This window comes from Streptomyces sp. NBC_01549 (assembly GCF_026339955.1).
Classification (GTDB): Bacteria; Actinomycetota; Actinomycetes; order Streptomycetales; family Streptomycetaceae; genus Streptomyces.
In genome coordinates this window covers 588,120-607,577 of sequence record NZ_JAPEPW010000002.1, presented here as the reverse complement: position 1 = coordinate 607,577, position 19,458 = coordinate 588,120, and the positions used below count along the sequence as shown (strand labels likewise).

The 19,458-nt window shown below is 70.5% G+C and carries 19 protein-coding genes and 1 pseudogene; 7 read left to right on the top strand and 13 right to left on the bottom strand.

Annotated elements, in window-relative coordinates; translation table 11 throughout:
• Positions 1–24: 24 nt before the first annotated feature.
• The 7 genes from OG819_RS37350 to OG819_RS37320 all read right to left on the bottom strand — a co-directional run bounded on the left by OG819_RS37350 (position 25) and on the right by OG819_RS37320 (position 8,311).
• Positions 25–1,512 (bottom strand): AMP-binding protein, encoded by a 1,488-nt coding sequence (locus tag OG819_RS37350; protein WP_323139399.1) that lies wholly within the window; start codon positions 1,510–1,512, stop codon positions 25–27.
• A gap of 265 nt (positions 1,513–1,777) precedes the next feature.
• Positions 1,778–3,934: an acyl-CoA dehydrogenase family protein gene (locus OG819_RS37345; RefSeq protein WP_266653518.1), complete on the bottom strand. Its 2,157-nt coding sequence runs from the start codon at positions 3,932–3,934 to the stop codon at positions 1,778–1,780.
• Between the two features lie 2 nt (positions 3,935–3,936).
• Positions 3,937–4,749, bottom strand: coding sequence for an enoyl-CoA hydratase/isomerase family protein (locus OG819_RS37340; protein WP_266653516.1), 813 nt, complete (start codon positions 4,747–4,749; stop codon positions 3,937–3,939).
• 134 nt (positions 4,750–4,883) lie between these two features.
• Positions 4,884–5,642 (bottom strand): FadR/GntR family transcriptional regulator, encoded by a 759-nt coding sequence (locus OG819_RS37335; RefSeq protein WP_266633339.1) that lies wholly within the window; start codon positions 5,640–5,642, stop codon positions 4,884–4,886.
• A gap of 90 nt (positions 5,643–5,732) precedes the next feature.
• A complete protein-coding gene (locus tag OG819_RS37330) occupies positions 5,733–6,500 on the bottom strand; it encodes an SDR family NAD(P)-dependent oxidoreductase (RefSeq protein WP_266633341.1) in 768 nt (255 codons plus the stop codon).
• Positions 6,500–7,666, bottom strand: a complete 1,167-nt coding sequence (locus OG819_RS37325; protein WP_266653514.1) for an acyl-CoA dehydrogenase family protein — start codon at positions 7,664–7,666, stop codon at positions 6,500–6,502. Before OG819_RS37325 ends, OG819_RS37330 begins: the two co-directional genes overlap by 1 nt.
• A 102-nt stretch (positions 7,667–7,768) precedes the next feature.
• Positions 7,769–8,311: a hypothetical protein gene (locus tag OG819_RS37320; protein ID WP_266633345.1), complete on the bottom strand. Its 543-nt coding sequence runs from the start codon at positions 8,309–8,311 to the stop codon at positions 7,769–7,771.
• A 139-nt stretch (positions 8,312–8,450) separates the two neighbouring features.
• Here OG819_RS37320 and OG819_RS37315 point away from each other — a divergent pair, with 139 nt between their 5' ends.
• A complete protein-coding gene (locus OG819_RS37315; RefSeq protein WP_266633346.1) occupies positions 8,451–9,023 on the top strand; it encodes a YbhB/YbcL family Raf kinase inhibitor-like protein in 573 nt (190 codons plus the stop codon).
• A 253-nt stretch (positions 9,024–9,276) separates the two neighbouring features.
• Positions 9,277–9,927, top strand: coding sequence for a DUF4360 domain-containing protein (locus tag OG819_RS37310; protein ID WP_266424437.1), 651 nt, complete (start codon positions 9,277–9,279; stop codon positions 9,925–9,927).
• A 102-nt stretch (positions 9,928–10,029) separates the two neighbouring features.
• Here OG819_RS37310 and OG819_RS37305 read toward each other — a convergent pair whose 3' ends face one another.
• Entirely contained in the window at positions 10,030–10,236 is a 207-nt protein-coding gene (locus OG819_RS37305) for a hypothetical protein (protein ID WP_266424434.1), read from the bottom strand.
• Positions 10,237–10,432: 196 nt separating this feature from the next.
• Here OG819_RS37305 and OG819_RS37300 point away from each other — a divergent pair, with 196 nt between their 5' ends.
• Entirely contained in the window at positions 10,433–10,669 is a 237-nt protein-coding gene (locus OG819_RS37300; protein WP_266589639.1) for a chaplin, read from the top strand.
• A 60-nt stretch (positions 10,670–10,729) separates the two neighbouring features.
• Here OG819_RS37300 and OG819_RS37295 read toward each other — a convergent pair.
• Positions 10,730–11,056, bottom strand: a pseudogene (locus tag OG819_RS37295) (MlrC C-terminal domain-containing protein); the annotation flags it as partial.
• Between the two features lie 73 nt (positions 11,057–11,129).
• Between OG819_RS37295 and OG819_RS37290 the strand changes: the two are divergent.
• The 4 genes from OG819_RS37290 to OG819_RS37275 all read left to right on the top strand — a co-directional run bounded on the left by OG819_RS37290 (position 11,130) and on the right by OG819_RS37275 (position 14,449).
• On the top strand, positions 11,130–11,849 hold the full coding sequence (locus tag OG819_RS37290) for an ROK family protein (protein ID WP_266653512.1): 720 nt from the start codon (positions 11,130–11,132) through the stop codon (positions 11,847–11,849).
• Positions 11,850–11,981: 132 nt separating this feature from the next.
• Positions 11,982–12,863 (top strand): hypothetical protein, encoded by an 882-nt coding sequence (locus OG819_RS37285; RefSeq protein WP_266633351.1) that lies wholly within the window; start codon positions 11,982–11,984, stop codon positions 12,861–12,863.
• A 108-nt stretch (positions 12,864–12,971) separates the two neighbouring features.
• The gene (locus tag OG819_RS37280) at positions 12,972–13,223 is read left to right on the top strand and encodes a hypothetical protein (RefSeq protein ID WP_266633353.1); all 252 of its coding nucleotides are present in this window, start codon (positions 12,972–12,974) and stop codon (positions 13,221–13,223) included.
• Between the two features lie 11 nt (positions 13,224–13,234).
• The gene (locus OG819_RS37275; protein ID WP_266633355.1) at positions 13,235–14,449 is read left to right on the top strand and encodes a flotillin family protein; all 1,215 of its coding nucleotides are present in this window, start codon (positions 13,235–13,237) and stop codon (positions 14,447–14,449) included.
• 506 nt (positions 14,450–14,955) lie between these two features.
• On the opposite strand, the gene OG819_RS37270 is transcribed toward OG819_RS37275, so the two are convergent.
• The 4 genes from OG819_RS37270 to OG819_RS37255 are packed head-to-tail and all read right to left on the bottom strand — an operon-like array spanning position 14,956 to position 19,425.
• Positions 14,956–16,476 (bottom strand): zinc ribbon domain-containing protein, encoded by a 1,521-nt coding sequence (locus OG819_RS37270; RefSeq protein WP_266653510.1) that lies wholly within the window; start codon positions 16,474–16,476, stop codon positions 14,956–14,958.
• A complete protein-coding gene (locus OG819_RS37265) occupies positions 16,473–17,030 on the bottom strand; it encodes a phage tail protein (RefSeq protein WP_266633359.1) in 558 nt (185 codons plus the stop codon). Before OG819_RS37265 ends, OG819_RS37270 begins: the two co-directional genes overlap by 4 nt.
• Positions 17,027–18,985 (bottom strand): putative baseplate assembly protein, encoded by a 1,959-nt coding sequence (locus OG819_RS37260; RefSeq protein WP_266633361.1) that lies wholly within the window; start codon positions 18,983–18,985, stop codon positions 17,027–17,029. Before OG819_RS37260 ends, OG819_RS37265 begins: the two co-directional genes overlap by 4 nt.
• Entirely contained in the window at positions 18,985–19,425 is a 441-nt protein-coding gene (locus OG819_RS37255; RefSeq protein ID WP_266653508.1) for a GPW/gp25 family protein, read from the bottom strand. Before OG819_RS37255 ends, OG819_RS37260 begins: the two co-directional genes overlap by 1 nt.
• Positions 19,426–19,458: the final 33 nt, after the last annotated feature.

Below are 19,458 nucleotides of genomic sequence, written 5' to 3'. Positions count from 1 at the left end.
TCCTTGAGCACCTTCTGGCTGGCGTTACGGGGCAGCGCGTCGACGAACCGGACATGCCGCGGAACCTTGAAGTTGGCCATGTTCTCGCGCCCACGCGACGACGTCGGCCTCGGTGAGCCGATGGCCCGGCCGCACGACGAGGAAGGCGCAGCCGACCTCACCGAGACGCTCGTCCGGCACTCCGATGACGGCGGCCTGCTCGATGGCCTCGTTCCCGAGCAGCAACTTCTCGATCTCGGCCGGATAGGCGTTGAAACCGCCGACGATGTACAGGTCCTTCTTGCGGTCGACGATGGAGAGGTTCCCCCTCTCGTCGAGGCGCCCGACATCACCGGTGTGCAGCCAGCCCTCGGCGTCGATGGCCGAGGCGGTGGCCTCCGGGTCGTCCCAGTACCCGCGCGTGACGTTGTAGCCGCGCACCAGGACCTCCCCGTCCTGTCCGGTGGGAACAGCCAGGCCCCGGTCGTCGACGATGCTCACCTCGACGTCCGGGACGGCCCGTCCCGTGGTCCGCGCGACCGTCGCCTCCGAGTCCCCGATCCGGGTGGTCGTCACCAACGCCGTCGACTCCGTCAGCCCGTACGCGCTCATCACGATGTCGAAGGACAGTTCCGACTTCATGGCGCGGATCAGCGATTCCGGAATGACGGTGCCGCCCGTCATGGACACCCGCAGCGAGGAAAGGTCGAACGCGGCACGGTCCGGATGATTGACCAGGTCCTGGAATATGGTCGGAGGCCCCAGGAGAATGCTGACCCGTTCCCGGCCGATGATCTCGAGCGCGTGCCGTGCGTCGAAGGTACGCATGGGGATGACCGTCACGCCATGGATCAGGGAAGCGAGCCAGCCCGCTTTGTAACCGAAGCAGTGGAAGAACGGCGGGATGATGAGAAAGCTGTCCGAATGCGAGAACGTGTATTCCTCGGACATCCAGCCATAGGCGCGCAGGGACTGTCCATGGGTCAGGACGACACCCTTGGGATGACCGGTGGTGCCGGAGGTGAACATCACGTCGGACACGTCGTCCGGAGTCAGCCGGTCGATCAAGTCGTGGGCCGTGGACGGGGATTCGGCCTCTCCCGAGCGAAGGAAGTCCTCCCACGCGAGGTCCGCCGCCCCCTGGGGACCGAGAATCGACACCGTCCTGCGCAACGCGGGCAGATCCGGATCGGCGTTCCTCAGCCCGGCTATGTAGTCATTGCCGAGGAAGGACGAGGCGAAGACGGCCTTCGCCCCGGACTTGCGCAGAATGTAGGAGATCTCCGGTGCCTTGAACCTCGTGTTGAGCGGCACCACGATGCCCCCGGCACCCTGGATGCCGAGCGCGGCCACGATCCACTCGGCGGAGTTCGGAGCGCACAGACCGACACGGTCCCCCGGCTCGACCCCCAGCGCGACAGCGGCCTTCACGGCCCGGACCATCTGCCGCTCCAGCTCACGGAAACTCCACCGGCGGCTCTCGTCGACGAGAGCCGGCGCATCGGCGAATTGCTTGGCGGCAACTCTGATCACATGGGGAATACTCCGGTATTCGACGTCGTATCGCACGGGTGAGCTCCCATCGGACATGAAATCCCGCTGATCCAGGCCCTAGGGCCTGTCCGGCGGATCATGCCGCAGACGCGGGGCTTGGCACGCCCATCTGCGGCGTTGTCGTCACTCGCCGACGCTCCGCGTCGACTCCCTCCTCCGCCTTGCAGCTGCACGCACCAAGCCCCGCTCACCAGCGTCGATGAGGCGCCGCCTGTTTCCTGCGACTTGATCCGCCGGACAGGCCCTAGTTACCGGACGGCAGACCCAGGATCCGTTTCGCGATGATGTTGCGCTGGATCTGAGATGTTCCGCCGTACACGGACGCCGCTCTGGAATAGAGGTAGTCCCCGAAGAGCTCGTCCGCCCCTCCTCGCTCATCGTCTTTTACTTCTCCGCCGCGGAGTTGTACCTCGGGGAAGACCTTGAGCGCCGTCTCGTGGAGTCGTTGCTCGGTCCTGGTCATCAGCAGCTTGTCGATGGACGACTCCGGTCCGGCGACCTGCCCGCCCAGCCGCTCTGCGGTGCGGCGCCGAGCGTGCGCCACCAGGACCTCGTAGTCCACGAAGCACCGGCCGATCTCGGACAGCAGCCCGTCCGGGAGGTCTCCCCGGCGTTGCCGGGCGGTACGCCGCAGCCGCTCGACGAGCAGCCCGTACTTCGAGAGGTGACCGGTGTCCAGGGCGTTGCGCTCGTACGACACCGTCGTCATGGCCAGCGGCCATCCGTCGCCCTCGGCGCCGATGCGCTCGGACCGGGCGATGCGTACGTCGTCGAGGAACAGCTCGCAGAACTCGTCGTCGCCGTTCGCCGCCCTGAGCGGCCGTACCGTCACTCCCGGCCGGTCCAGCGGCAGGGCGAACGCCGAGATCGACCGGTGCGCGGGTGCCGCTCGGTCGGTCCTGGCGAGCAGCAGGCACAGACCGGAGTACTGCGCATAGCTGGTCCAGAGCTTCTGCCCCCGTACGGTGTAGTGGTCCTCGTGCGGGGTCGCGACCGTGCTCATCCCCGCGAGGTCCGATCCGGCTCCCGGCTCGCTGAAGCCCTGACACCACACGTCGTCGCCGGCGAGCATGCGCGGCAGCCAGTGCCGGCGCTGCTCCTCGGAGCCGAACTCCAGGAGCGCGTGGGCGAGATAGCCGATCCGGGGGACTCCGGGGGCGTGACAGGCCCCGAGTTCATCGCTGATCGCGACCTGGTGCAGCGCGCTCAGGCCCCGGCCGCCGTACTGGACGGGGACGTCGAGGCCCACCCAGCCGCCCGAGTACAGCAGGCGGTGCCACCGGTGGAGGAAGACCGGGACCGGCTCGTCCGGGAGACGTTCGGGCAGCGGGTGGTCGGCCAGCCAGGCACGGAACCGGCGGCGCAGCCGGTCGAGGTCGGCGGGGTCGCCGAAGTCCAGGGGGGTGTCGGTCATCGGGTCAGCTCCGGCTGGGCCAGCGTCGTCAGGAGATCGGCCGTCGTCGCCAGCGTCATGGCCCATGCGGACCTTGCGCAGGTACAGGTGCGCGATGTGCTCCCAGGTCTGGGCGATCCCGCCGAAGACCTGCATGCCGGTGTATACCGCGTCGAGGGCGGAGGCGTTCACCTCGGCCTTGGCGACGCGCGCGGCTGTCAGGGCCCTCGCGGGCGACTCGTTGTCCAGGCACCACGCGGCATACCGGGTGGCACTCGTACCGGCCTCGACGAGGACCGTCGCGTCGGCGAGCAGATGCTGGACCGCCTGGAACGAGCCGATCGGCCTCCCGTACTGACGGCGCTCCCGGGCGTACTCGACGCTCAGCCGGACGAACGCCCCGGCCGCGCCGACGAGTTCACTGCTCACCATGACGAGCGCGTAGGCCTGCCAGTGCCGGTACCGCTCTGCTTCGAGCCGGCCGACGAACCGTGCCGTCGGCTCGGACGGCACCGAACGGATGCCGCGCAGGAGGTCGATGCCCGGTGTGGTCGCGCGGAGTCCGAGGGCGGTCACGGTCCCGTCGGGTGTGACGCACAGGGCGCTGTCCGCTCCTTCGCAGTCCCAGGCGAGGAGTCCGGACGGCGAGGAGCCCGGAGCGGAGTCCGGGAAGCGCAGATCGTGGGCGAGGGCGATCGTCGGTGCCGTGCCGTGGGGCGGGGGTTCGGCACGGTCGAGGAGCCGCAGCAACTCGGGGGCGAGGAGCACGGTGCCGAGCAGGGAGGTGGTGAGGGGCTGCCGGCCGTGTTCCTCGGCGAGCAGGGCGCACTCCTGGACGGTGGCGGCCGGAGGTGAGGAGCGGCGCAGTTCGGCGAGGCCCAGTTCGCCCAGCGCCTCCTGCGCGGCGGTGCGCGCGGTCGGCTTCACCTCGTCGGCCGAACCGATCCGGAAACGCGCGGCCAGCGTGCGGAACATGTCCCGTACGAGCAGGAACTCCTCGGCCTCCACCGTCAGTCCTCCTCGGCCTCGGCCTCGGCGCCGGTCGATCGTCGCCGGGCGCGGGACGCCAGCTCCTCGACGATCCGGATGTGGTCGGGGCTGGTCATCGTCGCCCGCTCGGCCATCAGCGCCGCCTCCATGCCGCCGCGCGACACCTGCTCGACCACCACGGCGAGGGCCATCTTGGTGGCGCGCAGTGCCTCGGCCGGCTGGGCCGCCAGCCGACGGGCCAGCGCGAGGGCCTCCTTCTGCAGGTCCTCGGGGGGAACGGTGCGGTTGGCCAGGCCCAGTTCGACCGCCGTGGCGGCGGGAATGCGGTCGCCGGTGAAGAGGTACTCCTTCGCGCGGAGCAGGCTGGTGAGCAGGGGCCAGAGGGTCACTCCGCCGTCGCCCGCCACCAGGCCGACCGAGACATGGGGGTCCGCGAGGTAGGCGTCCTCCGCCATCAGGACCAGGTCGCAGCCCAGCGCCAGGCTGCAACCCAGCCCGACCGCGGGGCCGTTGACCGCCGCGACGACGGGCAGCGAGAAGCGGATCATCGCCGTCTGGATGGTGCGGTCGAGCCGGATCGACCGCTCGCGCAGCTCCGGATCGGTGTGGTGGCGCCGCAGGTGGTCGAAGTCGCCGCCCGCGCTGAACGCGCGGCCCGCGCCGGTGAGGACGACGGCCCGCGCGTCGGGATCGTCCGCCAACTCCCGCCAGACGTCGGCCAGCCGGCGGTGGAGCTCCTCGGTCACACCGTTCAGCCGCTCGGGCCTGTTGAGCGTGACGATCCGGATGTCGCCGTCCGCTTCGACGGTGATGACGGAGCTGACCTCGTCCATGGGGATCCCATCTCCAGTGCCTCAGTCGCCCCAACCTCAGATGATATTAAAGGTCAGACCGAATGGCCGTCAATGATCCGAAAGGGCCTGCCTTGAGCAATGATCCGGAAGGGCCCGCCTTGAGCTCGCGGGAGTCAGTCCTCCGTCGGCCCGGACGGTTCCACCTGGCCCCGTCGGTCCACCCGCGCGGCCGCGTCGGCGAACCCGCACACATGGCGCGACATGCGCCGCATCGCCGCCGGGCCGTCCTGGTCGCGGATGGCCTCGGTGATCTTGGCGTGGGCGCGGGCGGTGATCGCGCGGATCTCGGCGTCCATGAACTGTTCGAGGTTCGTGGCGGCGTAGATCGACTGCGAGAGAGCGCTCATGAACCCGATCAGGAGTTCGTTGTCGCTGGCCCTCGCCACCGCGCTGTGCCAGTCGATGTTCGCCCGCAGGAAGCGCGGGATGTCGTCCCCCGCCTCGACGAGATCCCGCTGGGCGGCGTCGAGTTCGGCGAGATCGCGGTCGGTGCGGCGCACCGCCGCCAGCGCGGCGCACGTGGGCTCGATGGCCTCCCGCGTCTCGTGCAGCGCCTCCAGCCGGATCCGCTGCCCCCGGATGACCAACTGCACCGTACTGGCCAGCGATTCACGGCCCGGCCGGTGCACGAAGGCACCGCCGCCGCGGCCCGGCCTGATCTGGAGCAGCTTCTCGACCTCGAGAATCCGCAGCGCCTCCCGTACGGTGGCGCGGCTCAGCCCCGTCTGCTCGACCAGTTGACGCTCCGGCGGCAGCGCCATGCCCTCGGTGAACTCGCCGGAGAGAATGCGCTCACGTACCTCCGACGCCAGAACGTCCGATGCCTTCGGAACCGTCAGGGCGTCGAAGCGCGGGTGAGACCTACCGGGCATGTACGTACTCCTGGGACCGATGCCACTGCTTTGGTTGAACCATTCAGCATAGTACGGATGCCCATGGCCACCCCGAGCCGCGGCCGCGGGTCACATGACCATGCCGCCGTCGACGGGCAGCACCTGGCCGGTGACGAAGGAGGCGGCGTCCGAGGCGAGGAAGACGAAGCTTCCGGCGATCTCCTCGGGCGCGGCCCAGCGCCCCAGGGGGATCCGGGCGAGCATCGCCTCCGCGAACTTCCTGTTGGTGCGGATCGTCTCCGTCATCGCCGTCGCGGCCAGCGGCGCCAGCGCGTTGACCTTGATCTGCTTGCGTGCCAGCTCACGCGCCAGGGACTTCGTCAGGCCGATGATGCCCGCCTTGGCCGCGGAGTAGTTCACCTGGCCGAGAGTGCCGACGATGCCGGCCGACGAGGTGACGTTGATGATCCGCCCCGTACCGTCGGTGGGCAGGAACGGCAGCGCGGCCTGCGCGCAGTGGAAGGCGCCCATCAGGTGGATGTCGACGATCCGGCGAAACGCCTCCTCCTGGAGGTTCTCGAACATGTCCGGTGCGATGACTCCGGCGTTGTTGACGAGGATGTGCAGCTTCCCGCCGGTCAGCGCGGCCGCCCGGGCCGCCGCCGCGTCGGCGGACGCCCGGTCCCGTACGTCCAGCACGGCACTGTCCGCCCGCTCGCCGGCCGCGGAGATCTTCTCGGCGACCGCCGCGGCCGCCGCCCCGTCGACGTCGGTGACGAGCACAGCGGCCCCGGCGCGTGCCAGCGCCTCGGCGACCGCGGAACCGATGCCGCCCGCGGCTCCGGTGACCAGGGCTGATCGTCCACTGAGATCGAACAGACCGGTGTTGTCGGCCATCAATAGCTCCTCGGCATTCCCAGAGTGTGCGATCCCAGATAGTTCAGGATCATTTCCTGACTGATCGGCGCGATCTTCATCAGACGGGCCTCGCGGAAATAGCGGGCCACGTTGTACTCCTCGGAGTAACCCATACCGCCGTGGGTCTGCAGGGCCCGGTCGGCGGCGGTGAACCCGGCGTCCGCGCAGAGGTACTTGGCGGTGTTCGCCTCGCGCCCACACGGCCGGCCCTTGTCGTAGAGCCAGGTCGCCTTGCGCAGGATCAGCTCGGCCGCGTCCAGCCGGGCGAGGGAGTCCGCGAGCGGGAACTGGATGGCCTGGTTCATGCCGATCGGCCTGCCGAACACCACGCGCTCGTTGCCGTAGCTCACGGCCTTCTCCAGCGCCACCCTGCCGATCCCGAGTGCCTCGGCGGCGATCAGCATGCGCTCCGGATTGAGTCCGTCGAGGAGATAGCGGAACTCCTGGCCCTCCTCGCCCACCCGGTCCTCGACCGGGACGCGCAACTCGTCGATGAACAACTCGTTCGAGGTCACGGCGTTGCGGCCCATCTTCGGGATGGGGCGGACGTCGATCCTGTCGCGGTCCAGGTCGGTGAGGAACAGCGTCATCCCGTCGGTCCGCCTGGCGACCTCGTCGACCTTCGTGGTGCGGGTCAGCAGCAGGATCTTCTCGGACTCCACGGCTTTGGAGATCCACACCTTGCGGCCGTTGACGACATAGTGGTCGCCGTCCCGCCGGGCGAAGGTCGTGATGCTCGTCGTGTCCAGGCCGGCCTCCGGCTCCGTCACTCCGAAACAGACGTGGAGATCGCCCGTGGCGACACGGGGAAGCGTGCGCCGCTTGAGTTCCTCGGAGCCGTGCACCACCACGGGCTGCATTCCGAAGATCGACATGTGGATCGAGCTCGAGGCGTTCATCCCGCCGCCGGATCGCGCCACTTCCTCGAGCAGCAGCGTGGCCTCGGTGATGCCGAGACCGTGACGGCCGTACTCCTCCGGAATGGTGAGTCCCAGCCATCCGCCGTTCGCGACGGCGGCGTAGAACTCCTCGGGAAACCGGTGGTCCCGGTCCTTCTCCATCCAGTACCGGTCGTCGAAGTCACGCAGGAGCCCGACGACTGCCTTGCGGATGGTTTCCTGATCTTCGGTCGGCTCAAAGTCCACGATGTGGGACCCCTCCGCAGCTTTGATCTGCGAAACATAACAAAGGTCAGACCGTAAGTATAGTGAGCGTGACGACCCCTGGGGGAGTTCGGTGACCAGGTCCTAGCGGTCGGCGGCCGGGTTGCCCTCGACCCACTGGATGAGGAGCTGGCGTACGTACGGGTTGCCCTCCTGGGCGGAGTGCGCCAGCCGCTCCGCGCTCGCGCGGGCCGCTCGCCAGGCCACCGGGGTGTCCTCGGTGTGCGCGGTGTCGGCGGCGGCCAGCGCGTCGGCCGCGAGGCCCCGGAGATCCTCGGCGAGGTCGTCGTCCGCCGCGGCCCGGTACGCCTCCAGACGCAGCGCCGCCAGTTCCTCGGCGGTGGGGACGGGCCGCGCCGGGGGCTGGGCGTAGCCGCTGACTGCTATGACCACGCAGAACGTCGCCACGTCCCGGCGGCTTTCCCGCTGTCCCCGCGCGATGGCGGGCCCGAGCCAGGCGGCCGCCTTCCAGTGGGCCACGGCGGTGGCCGTCAGGAGGGAGACGGTGAGTGCCGCGAGAGGAATCCAGCCACCGAGGAAGTAGCCGATCGGGCCGAGCACGAGGAGGCAGGCCCCGCTGAGCATCCAGATGCGACGGCGGCCGATTCTGAGGTGTCGGGGCTCCATGCCCTTCAGTGTCGCAGGGGCGCGCGGGGAGAGGTGAGGCGGCGCGGGATTAGCCGAGCGCGCCACCGAGTGTCGGGGCGCGACGGCCCACGGCCGGGTTGCCGACGCGGGCCGAACCTCCGGCGCTAACGTGACGGACATGCGCCGTGGGAACTGGCTCGGAAGTGTCGTGACGGCAGCCGTGGTGGCGCTTGCCGCGGGCTGCGGGGGAGCCGCAGGGGCGCCGGCCGTGTCCGCGGCGCCGACACCGGGGGTCTCGAGGGCGATCACGGTGACGAGCCCGGCCTTCGCGGCCGGCGGCACCGTCCCACGCCGTTTCACCTGCGACGGCGCGAACGTGTCCCCGCCGCTGCGTCTGTCCGGTGTGCCCGGTGACGCGGCCGAGTTGGTCGTGCTGGCAGAGGATCCGGACGCGGCGTCCGGCACCTTCGTGCACTGGCTCATGTGGGGCGTCGACCCGCACCGGACGACACTGGCGGAGGGCGCCGTCCCGAAAGGGGCTGTGCAGGGCCGCAACGGCTTCGGACAGCGCCGCTACGGCGGTCCGTGCCCGCCCGCCGGCCAATCCCACCACTACGTCTTCTCGGTTCTCGCCGCCGACACCAGGCTGCACCTTCCCGCAGGCGCCACGGTCGACGCCGTACGCCGCGCGCTGGCCGGTCACACCGTGGGCTCCGGCACCCTCGACGGGCGCTACGGACGTACGGGCTGAATGGCCGGAGATCGCCCTGCCCAACGGTGACGGGCGTACATACGATGCGGTCGACCCCGGCCTTCACAGCTCCTTCACAGGCAGGGGTCGCACGGATATGAGCTTGTCATGTACATGCTTCAACGATCCACGCTTGATCCAACGCACTGGTCTGCGACGGCGCCGCACGTCCGCGTGAGGCGCCGCACCCCCCAATTCACGGCGGCACACGATCCGTACCGCCGTAGACACCAACGCAACGGATTGGAGCACCATGGCTGGTGGGATGCTTCTGGGTGGCGCGATAGCCGCCCTGTTCGCCACCGCACTACCAGGGTCGGACCCGTCCTCCGGGATCGTCGACCCGCCCCCGGACAGGATCGTCATCAAGGTCGCCACCGTGAACGGCTCCGGCTGCCCGCAGGGCACCGCCGCCGTCGCGGTCTCCCCCGACAACACGGCCTTCACAGTCACCTACAGCGACTACCTCGCCCAGGTCGGGGGCTCCTCCGACCCCACCGCCTTCCGCAAGAACTGCCAGCTCAACCTGATCGTCCACGTGCCGCAGGGCTTCACGTACGCCATCGCCAGCGCGGACTACCGCGGGTTCGCCGCACTCCAGTCCGGTGCCAACAGCACCGAGAAGGCCTCGTACTACTTCCAGGGCTCGTCGAGCACGGCGGCCATCACCCACCCCTTCCGCGGCCCCTACAACGACAACTGGCAGGCCACTGACGTCACCGACTGGGCCCAGCTGGTGTGGGCGCCCTGCGGCGTCCAGCGGAACTTCAACATCAACACCGAGCTGCGCGTCAACGCGGGCACGTCCACTCCCGGCAGCACCAGCTTCATGACCATGGACTCCACGGACGGTGACATCAGCACCGTCTACCACCTGGCCTGGAAGGAGTGTCCCGCCTCCTGACCGACCCCGCTGTCCGCACGTCCTTGACCGGCTCCGCCGCATCGGAGCCGGTCAAGCGGAACCGGCGGGCTGGGTGCCTGTCCGGCGGATCAAGTCGGAGCTCTAGGGAAGCAGTCTCTCGATGGCTGTGGGTCCGTCCTCCCTCAGCCTGCGCTCGGCCCAGGCGAGGTTCTTCGGACTGAGGTCGCGACCCGCGGCGAGCACCATGTCCTCGGCGGTCACGGGGCCTTCGGAGCCGGTGTGCAGCAGCGTGTCGGGGGTCGCCTTGTCGTCGGACGGCACGGGCGAATCGGGCTGGCTTATTGGCATGATCTCTCCCTCTTCCACCTGACCTGTTCTCACGCTACGGGCATTCCGCGCACCCCGCGCGACACACCCCGTCCGGACGCGGCTCGGGGAGGGTCCGGGGCGCCCGCGCCCCATTCGGACGTACAACAATGTCGGTCGTCGGCGGCGGAGGTGATGGTGGAAGCACTCGCACCCCTGCGAATGATCGGAGCATGTAATGCGTATTCGTCTGATGGCTGCCGCCGGGCTGGCGGGCGTGGCCCTGCTGGCCACCGCCGGGACCGCTGCCGCCGCCGACCCCAACCCGGTCGGTGTCGCGTCGAACAGTCCTGGTGTCCTGTCCGGCAACGTCATCCAGATCCCCGTCGACCTCGGCCTCAACCTCTGCGGCAACTCCATCGACCTGCTGAGCCTGCTGAACCCGGCCGTGGGGAACACCTGCACGAACACCTGAGGGGCTGACCGTCGAGCCGCGCCGGGCAGGTCTTCCCCTGCCCGGCGGGCCGCCGACGGGCTACTCGTCCGCCCCGTCGAGCGGGGTGTTCGACGGGGGGATGATCCGGGCCGTGAGGTCCGGGTCGGGCATCTCCGGGTCGAACGGGAACACGGGGCGGCGGATACGGCGGTGGCCCAGCCGGAGCAGGTCCTGGTCGACGCCGCCCGGGGTGAGCGCCATCTTCCAGCCGACGGACATGTCGAACAGTTCCGGTTCCAGATATCCGATCTTGACCACGACGATGAGGATCACGTACACGCTCCCGACCCGCAGGACAACCCCGGTCCCGGCGTCCCGGTCCCCGTGTCGGACCGCGTGGACCATCTCGGTCATGGTGAGCGGTCCCGTCGCGCGGGAGGTATCGGTCGTACATACGTTCCCGCTGGTAGCGGGCAGCGCTCGTTCGTACGACCACCGCATGCAGCTTCGGTACGCCTTCAGGCTGTACCCGGAGCTGGGCCAACGCCTCGCGCCGGCCAGGGCGGCGGGTGCGCGCGTCGTGTTCAACGACGCGGTGCGCGCCCGTGAGGAAGCCCGGAAGGTGGGCGCAGCCTTCCCGGCGGCCGGCGAGCTGTCCAGGAAGCTGGTCACCGAGGCGAAGCGGACGGTGGAGCGGTCCCGGCTGGCCGAGGTCTGCGCTGTGGTGCTCCAGCAGTCGCTGCGCGCCGCGGAATCCGCGTACCGGAACTTCTTCGCCTCCCTCAAGGGCGAGCGGAAGGGCGCGAAGAGCGGTGCACCCTGCTTCAAGTCCCGCAAGGACAGCCGTCAGTCGATCCGCTTTACGGCCAATGCCCGCTGGTCGATCACCGCGCGCTCCCTGACCGCCCGGGGCGTCGCCGAGGCGGCGGGCGAGGGCGACCGCGACGCGCTGGCGGTGCACGAGGCCGCGGGGGCGGGGGTCGCCCGCGCGATCCTGATCACCGCGGGCCTGATGGACCTGACGACCTGCGTGATCGGCGGCGGGGTCAGCAGGGCCTGGAACCTCCTCGAACCGTCGATCAGCGCCACGCTCGCCGCGGAGCCGCCGGTCGGCGGGCAGCCGATCCGGGTCGTACGGGCCCGGTCGGGCAGCCGCGCGGTGGCGATCGGCGCGGGGTCCCGAGTCCGTACGGAACTCGGCGCGGTGACAAGGGTGTAGAGGACGAGGCGGGTAACTGCCGTCGTCCGGTGGGTGAGTTGACGGTCAACGCTCCTATATTGGTCTGTACATGACCGCAGTTGACGGGCCAGGCTGTGCGCCGAAACCGCACCCCCCACCGAGGAGCACCTCATGCGCATGCCCGCCCGGCAACGTTGTCACACGGTCCTGGCCGGTCTCGTCACCCTCGCTACGGCAGCCGTGCTGTCCGTCTCCGCCACCACGCCCGCCGCGGCCGCCGACACCTGGACCGAGGTGGGCTCCGACCGTGCCGACCCGCTGACCGAGAGCCAGGGCCTGACCTCGGTCGAGGTTCCGGCCGGCAGCCCCAACCACTACACCGGGATCGGCACCATCCCGATCGGCGTCAGTAGCCGTGGCTGGAACCACGTCGGCGACCCGGACGCCTCCTACAACGGCTACTACGTCGAGCCGTACCAGAGCGACTCCGGCAGCTCCAAGATGTTCCGGGTGCAGGCGCCCGGCGGTGCCTGGTCGGAGTACGTCCATGCGCTGAGCCCCGGCGAGGCGTTGAACAACTCCTTCGACGCCATCTCCCCGGACGGCCAGTGGATGGTGTCGGGGGAGTGGGGCACGATGAACCGGCTGCTGGTGTTCCCGACCCCCGGCGTGAACGCGAGCACCTCCCCCTCGGCCAACCTCCCGCAGGCCTCCACCATCAACCTCGACCACGCCGTCCGTGACGTGCAGGGCTGCGACTTCGTCACCGCGACCCAGCTGCTGTGCTCTTCCGACGACCCGGAGGGCAGCCTCTTCGGCATCACCAAGCCGCTGCTGCAGATCGACCTGTCCGCCGCACCGAGTGGCAGCGGCGATGTGACGGGCCATGTCACCGCCCTGCGTCAGCTCCCGCTGCGCAGCTCCTGCTCGGGCACCTTCGAGGCCGAGGGCATCGACTACGACCGGCGCACCGGCACACTGCGCGTGATCGTCGTGTCGCCCGGCTTCTGCGTCCTGACCGACAGCAAGACCTACCGGTTCACCAAGAGCTGAGCGTCCGCACGCGGGGCGTGACACCGGCGGCGACGGGAGCGTAGGCGTCCGAGGTGGGGGAGGTCTAAGGTCGGAAGCAGAACCAGAGCAATGGGGAGGCGGCCGACAGTGGTGCAGGACGAGGCCGTGATCGGCTGTACCGGGGAGCTGCTCATCGGCACACGGGGAACCGCCGGTCCCGGCGAGATACTCGTGCGGGTCAGAGGTGGATCCGAGACCTTCCTCGCCTGGTCGCAGGAGCCCCTGCCGATAGGGGCGACCGTGCTCGTGGTCGAATCCAGAGGATGCCGTGAGGTCGACGTCATCCGCTGGGTCGATCCGCTGGACGCGTTGGACGGCGATTCCGTCGACGCCGGTTAAGGAGAAACAGGATGTTCGGTTACCGCGTTCCCGCTCCCGACGAGGCGATGCTGATCTCGGGAGGCAGGCGGGGACTGGGGGGCGCGCCGTTCCGGGTGGTGACGGGGCATGGGAAGTTCGTGCTCCCCGTCTTTCGCAAGACCCGCTTCCTCACGTTGTCGATGTGCGAGGCCGAGGTCACCGAGACCTGTGTGACCCGGCAGGGCATCGCGTTGCACGTCCGCGCCGTGATCGCGTTCAAGGTCGGCAATGACCACGAGAGCATCATCAACGCCGGCCAGCGGTTCCTCTCCGACCAGGACCAGATGTCGGTGCTGACCGGCCGGATCTTCGCCGGTCATCTGCGCGCCATCATCGGCTCGATGACCGTCGAGGAGATCGTCACGGAGCGGCAGAAGCTCGCCGCGGAGGTCCTGGACACCTCGAAGGTCGAGATGGCGAAGATCGGCCTGATCGTGGACTCGCTGCAGATCCAGTCGATCGACGACGGCGACGTCGGTTACATCGAGGCCATGTCCGCACCGCACAAGGCGGCCATCCAGCGGCAGGCCCAGATCGCGCAGGCCCAGGCCACCCAGGCGTCCGTCGAAGCGGAGCAGGTGGCCGCGCGCAACCAGGCCGAGTACGCCAGGCAGACCGCGGTCGTGAAGGCGGAGTACTCGGCCGAGGTGGACCGCGCGCAGGCGCAGGCCGCCCAGGCCGGACCGCTGGCGCAGGCCCACGCCCAGCAGGAGGTGCTCGCCGCGCAGACCGAACTGGCCCAGCGGGCGGCTCAGTTGCGCCAGCAGCAGCTCGTCGCCGAGATCGTCAAGCCCGCCGAGGCCGAGGCGGAGCGGATCAAGGTGCTCGCCATCGCCGACGCGGAACGCATGAAGATCCAGGCCGAGGCCGCCGCCTCACACGACCGCGTGGCGCTCGACCGGATGCTGATCGACCAGCTCCCGCTGATCGTGAAGGAGGCCGCGGGCGGTCTCGCCGGCGCCAACGTCAACGTCCTGAACGGCGCGGACGGCCTGGGCGAGATCGCCGCGGGGCTGGTCGCGCAGGGCCTGACCATCCTGGACTCGGTCCGCCAGAACCTGAACGGCCAGAACGCGGGCGACCAGAAGTCCGGGGGGCGTTCGGAGAAGACGGAAGGGCTGCTGGAGCTCCAGAGCTACCGGCGGACCCCGGAACAGGGCAGCGACGGGAACGAGCCCGAGGGCGGCCCGTCCTCGACGACCTGATCGGAATTCCCCGCACCGCGACGGCGCGGGCGCCCGGTTCGGTGCGGCGACGGACGAGTGACGGAGTGAAGCGGCCGCCGTTCCCTGGGGACGGCGGCACGCTCCCACCCGAGCCATACACCGGAATTGATGTGCCGTCAGGAAAGCCATCCGGTGGAGCTGTTCCCGGGAGGAAGGGACGGGGGCAGAGCGCGAGGGCTGGGGCCCGAAGTGCCGGGTGGCCTCGGGAGGAGACCGCCCGACGAGGGATCCCTGTTGAGGATCCATTCGAGTTCGCGCTGGATCCTGCGGGCCTCGTTGCGGACCTGCAGGGGTATGTCCCCTCGTTCGGAGATCAGTTGGGCGTAGATCGGTGCGTCGTGCACAGGTGGTGCTTCTCCTCGGGTCAGGTGCCTTCCCTCTACGGTAAGGCCGCGGCGGGACCGCGGGACTCATCCTCCCAGTTCGGCCAGAACCGGAAGCACCTGACCATGGAATGGCACCTTCCCCACTGGCCCTCGGTGTCCCTACGAGTCGTTGGCGCTCGACGGACCGAACAACTCGATCTCGGCTATGGAGACCTGCTTGTCCCCGGCGGCGCCGTAGGCCGAGCGGATGATGAAACGGACCGCTGTGACATCACCCACGCGGAACTTACGCTGCTGACCGCCCGCAACCTGGTCGAGGGTGAGGAAGCGGGTGGTCGTCTTGCCGTTCGCCGTGGTGATCCGGGCCTCGATACGGTGCGGCAGCGCCGACTTCGTGAGCTGGTCCGCGTGGTTGGAGGTGCCCGAGGTGATGATCACGTCCAGCAGCCGGGTGGGCTGTTCGAACCGGGCCTCGAGCCACTCGCCGTCCCCGGACTGCGCGACGCCCGGTCCCCACCAGGTGTTGTTGAGCTTGTCGAAGGCGAGCCCCGCGCCGTGGCCGGGGAAGGAACGGGACGCCTTCACGTGGTCGGGGCCGACCGGGACCCGCTTGGCGAAGTGGTCCTTCACCGCCTGCACGGCCGTGCCGGTGTTCATCGCGGCGAACACCAGCAGGCCGAGCACCACCGCGCCGACCACCCAGTTCATGACGCGTCCGAAGCCCCGCCGCAGTCGGGGCCGGTCCCCGGCCCACGGCACCTCCCCGTTGCGGGAGTTGAGCACCCGACGCCACCAGGGCAGCCGTCCCGGCGTCTGCCGTTCCCCGGCCATGGACAGCGCGCAACGCCCGCAGAAGTGCCGGTCCGGCCGGTTGGGCGTGGCACACCAGGGGCAGAGCACACCCCCGTCCGCACCGGGCTCCGCGACCGGGGTGCGCACCTGCGGGCGGTTGGCCACGGGGCGGCCCGGCAGCACGGGCGCCACCGACGGCGCGATCCGCGGCTCCGGGTCCGCCACCGGCACCAGCAGGGACCTGGCCCGTTCGGCCGCCGCGTCCCGGTCGGGGGCGGCGGACGGCAGCGGCTCGGTGGCCGCGGTCTCGTCCGCCCGCGCGGGAGCGGCGGGAACGGAGCCGTGGGAGGCGACGGGGGCCGGGTGGGGACGCGCGGTGTCGTCGCTCATCGGGCTCGGATCCGCCGCTTCACTGGATACGGGCGTACTGGATACGGGCGTACCGGATACCGGAGTACCGGGGGCCGACGCGTCCGGTCCACTGCCGACGGCATCGTCCTCGTGCGGGTCGCGTGCGGGTCGCACGCTGGCCGCCCTGTCGGCGCCCACGGTGTCGGCCTCCGCGATGGAGCCCGCCGTGTCGTGCGCCGTACGAGCCGTCCCCGTACCGGCGCCCGGTCGTGCGAACGCGTCCCAGCCCGGCTCGCCGTCGGCCGGCCCGGCGGATCCCGCCGCCCGGGAGCCCTGGTCGCCCGCCGTCGGCGCCGCCTCGTCGGCGGCCGCGGGACGACGAGTCCGGGCGGCGACCCCCGCCGGAGCCGGGTCCCCGGCCCAGTCGAGCACCGCGCCGCAGGCGTCGCAGAAGGACTGTCCGGGCTCCGCCCGGGTGCCGCATTCGGCGCAGGCCGGGGCACGCCCGGGGCCGGTGCCTGGGGTCTGGGTGGTCATTTCTCGGGGATCCTTTCGGCGGCGGTCACCTGGACCGTGTAGGGCATGTGGGCGGGACGGGCGGCCGCCACGAGGTTCTCCAGCCGGTACTCGTCCGCCGGGGTCGGGTCGGGCAGCCGCAGCGTGACGTGCAACCGGGGGCGGCGGTCGCCGGGGACCGGGCCGAGCGGACGCGGGTCCCAGGCGGCGGCGCCGCTCTCGCTGATCTCCGGCTCGACACCGAAGGCGAGACGTATCGCTTCGGACAGGCCGCGGCGGGTGCCTCGTACGCGATGCAGATACGCGGCGGCGGCGACGGCCGCGCGCAGCCGCGCGTCCGGTTCCGTGCCGTCGACCTCGGCGCCGACCCAGGTGCCCAGCCAGCGGGCGAAGTCGGCGGGAGCGAGCGCCGGGTCGAAGTAGCTGTGCAGACAGTCGAGGGCCAGCAGGATCGGCGCGACCACCTCGTCAAGCCCCGCGACGAAGCGCAGCGCCAGGTCGTCGTCGGCGAAGACCGCGGGGAGCATCGCGCCGATCGGCGCCGAGGACTCCAGGCCGTCGATGGAGCCCCTCATGAGCCGTCTCCGATGACGCGGACCCGATGGTCGAAGGAGAACACCAGGGAAGGGGCTTCCAGGTCGATCCGGTCGGTCGGGTCGCCCCGCTTGCCGGTCAGCGGGTCAGCGGGGTGGAGCTGCACGGCGTCGACGAGTTCGACGCCGGGCACGCGTTGCAGCACCGCGAAGACCTCGCCGGCCTGTACGGGGCGGCCGAACGGCCAGCCGGTGCCGTCCGCTCCGCCGGTGAGCGGGTCCAGATGACGGTAGAGCGCGTCGTGGGCCTGGCGGCGCACCCGGTCGGTGTCGACCCCGCGGAAGGCGTGCACGGTCGCGACGACGGTGACGCCCTGGTAGAAGGGCGGGCCGACCGCGAGCCGGGTACCGATCAGCCGGCGCTCGTCCAGGTGCCGGGTGATGCGCTGCAACAGGGCGTCGCCGGGGACGAGTTGCTCGAAGCGCAGCCGTCCGCCGGGGTCGGGCACGGCCTGCGGGACGACCAGGACACGGACCGCGTAGGCGCCGTGCTCGCCCTCCTCGCCCTCCAGGCAGGTGATTCGGGCGGTCTCGGGGGCGGCGCGCCGGGCGAGTTCCTCGTAGTCGCGCAGGGTCACTGCCCGCTCCTGGGCCCGCAGTGTGATCGGTGCCCGGGTCTTCGCCTCCTCGACCGTCTCGCCCTCGACGCCGCCCCGGGCGGCCTCCCGGTTGACGACGTCGGCCACGTACGGCACCGAACTGCGCAGCACCTGGACGGCACCCCGGGCGACGTTCCCGGCCCGGCCGCCGCCGGTGCGGTAGCGGCGGGCGCGGATCACGGCCCCCTTGGGTGCCACCGTCCCGTACTGGCGCATCGTGCCGTCGGGTTCGCGGACGGCGGGCCCGAAGGCGATCTCGCCGGTCGCCGCGTCCAGGGTGATGTGCCGGTCGGTGGGACCGGACGCGGCGAAGTGTGGGACGACGTCCCAGTCCACCCAGCCGTCGCGCTCGGCGGTCTGCAGCAGCACCGGCGGGGTGTCGCCGACGACGGGGAAGTGGGCGAGCCGCAGCCGCTGCCCGGGCAGACCCGTGGACTCGCCGAGCGCCTCGTCGTGGACGGTCTCGGCGTGGATGGCCGAGGTGGTCCCACCGAGGGTGAACGCGTCGGCGGACCGGATGGTCGGAGACGTGGTGTAGAAGGGCTGGTCGGACAGCGGTTCGGTGACCCGGCAGCGCACCCAGCCCGCCTCCTGGCCGCCGGTGCGCGAGAGCGTGTGGCCGCCCGGGACGTGCAGGACCACCTCACCGGGCCGGTTCAGACCACCGGTGCCGTCCCGGTCGACCTCGCAGGCCGCCCAGCCGTCCTCGGTCCACGCCTCCCAGACCAGCGGCGGCTGGCGCGGATCGACACCGACACCGTCGACCCGGCTGTCCAGCTCCAGGCCCAGCGCGCAGTGCGGAACGGCGGAGGTGAGGCCGAGGAGCATGCAGTCACCGGGGCTCGGCGACTCCGCGAAACACAGCACGTCCTTGCCCTCGGCGAGATCGGCGGTCCGGTCGGTGACCGCGCCACCGCTCTGCTGCACGACGAGACGACGCAACGAGCAGGGAACCACGGTCAGTTCACGCTCGGTCGCGAAGACAACGGCCTCCTCGTTCTCGGTGCGCACGGTAGCGGCCTCGGTTCCGACCGGCAGCACGATGGGCTCCTCGTGCGGCGCGGAGAGCCAGAACGTGAGGTCCGTACGGGCCGCCGAGGGCGGGAACAGGGTGATGCCGACGAGGTCGAGGAAGGCCAGGTGGTTCTTCTCGGGGACGCGGTTGAGCCGGTAGACGATCTGGTCGGCCATGTGGGCGACCGTTTCCACGAGGGTGACACCGGGGTCCGACACGTTGTGGTCGGTCCATTCGGGGGCGCGCTGCTGGATGTAGCGCTTGGCGTCGTCGACGAACTGCTGGAAACGGCGGTCGTCGAGGTTCGGGGAGGGCAGTGCCATCAGCGGTCGCTTTCAAGGGAGTTGCCCGCGCCGGGGGCGTCGGGCTCCTCGTGGGAGGGGATGACGTAGAACGGAAAGACCAGGCTGCGCGGGTTGTTGGTGCCACGGATCGAATAGCGCACGTCGATGAAGAGCACGCCCTGGTCCGGACCCGCCGTCACCTCGACGTCGTTGACCTCGATCCGTGGCTCCCAGCGGTCCAGGGTGGTGTACACCTCGTGCTGGATCCGGCCGGCCGTCGCCTCGTTGACCGGCGCGAACACCAGGTCGTGGATGGCGCAGCCGAACTCGGGCCGCATCGGCCGCTCGCCCGGCGCGGTGGCCAGCACCAGCCGGATGGCCTCCTCGATCTCGCGCTCCCCGCTGACCAGGGCGATGCCACCGGTGGGACTGATGCGCATGGGGAACGCCCAGCCGGATCCAACGAACTGCTCGGCCATCAGAGGGCCACCCGCCTACTCCTGAAGAACGTC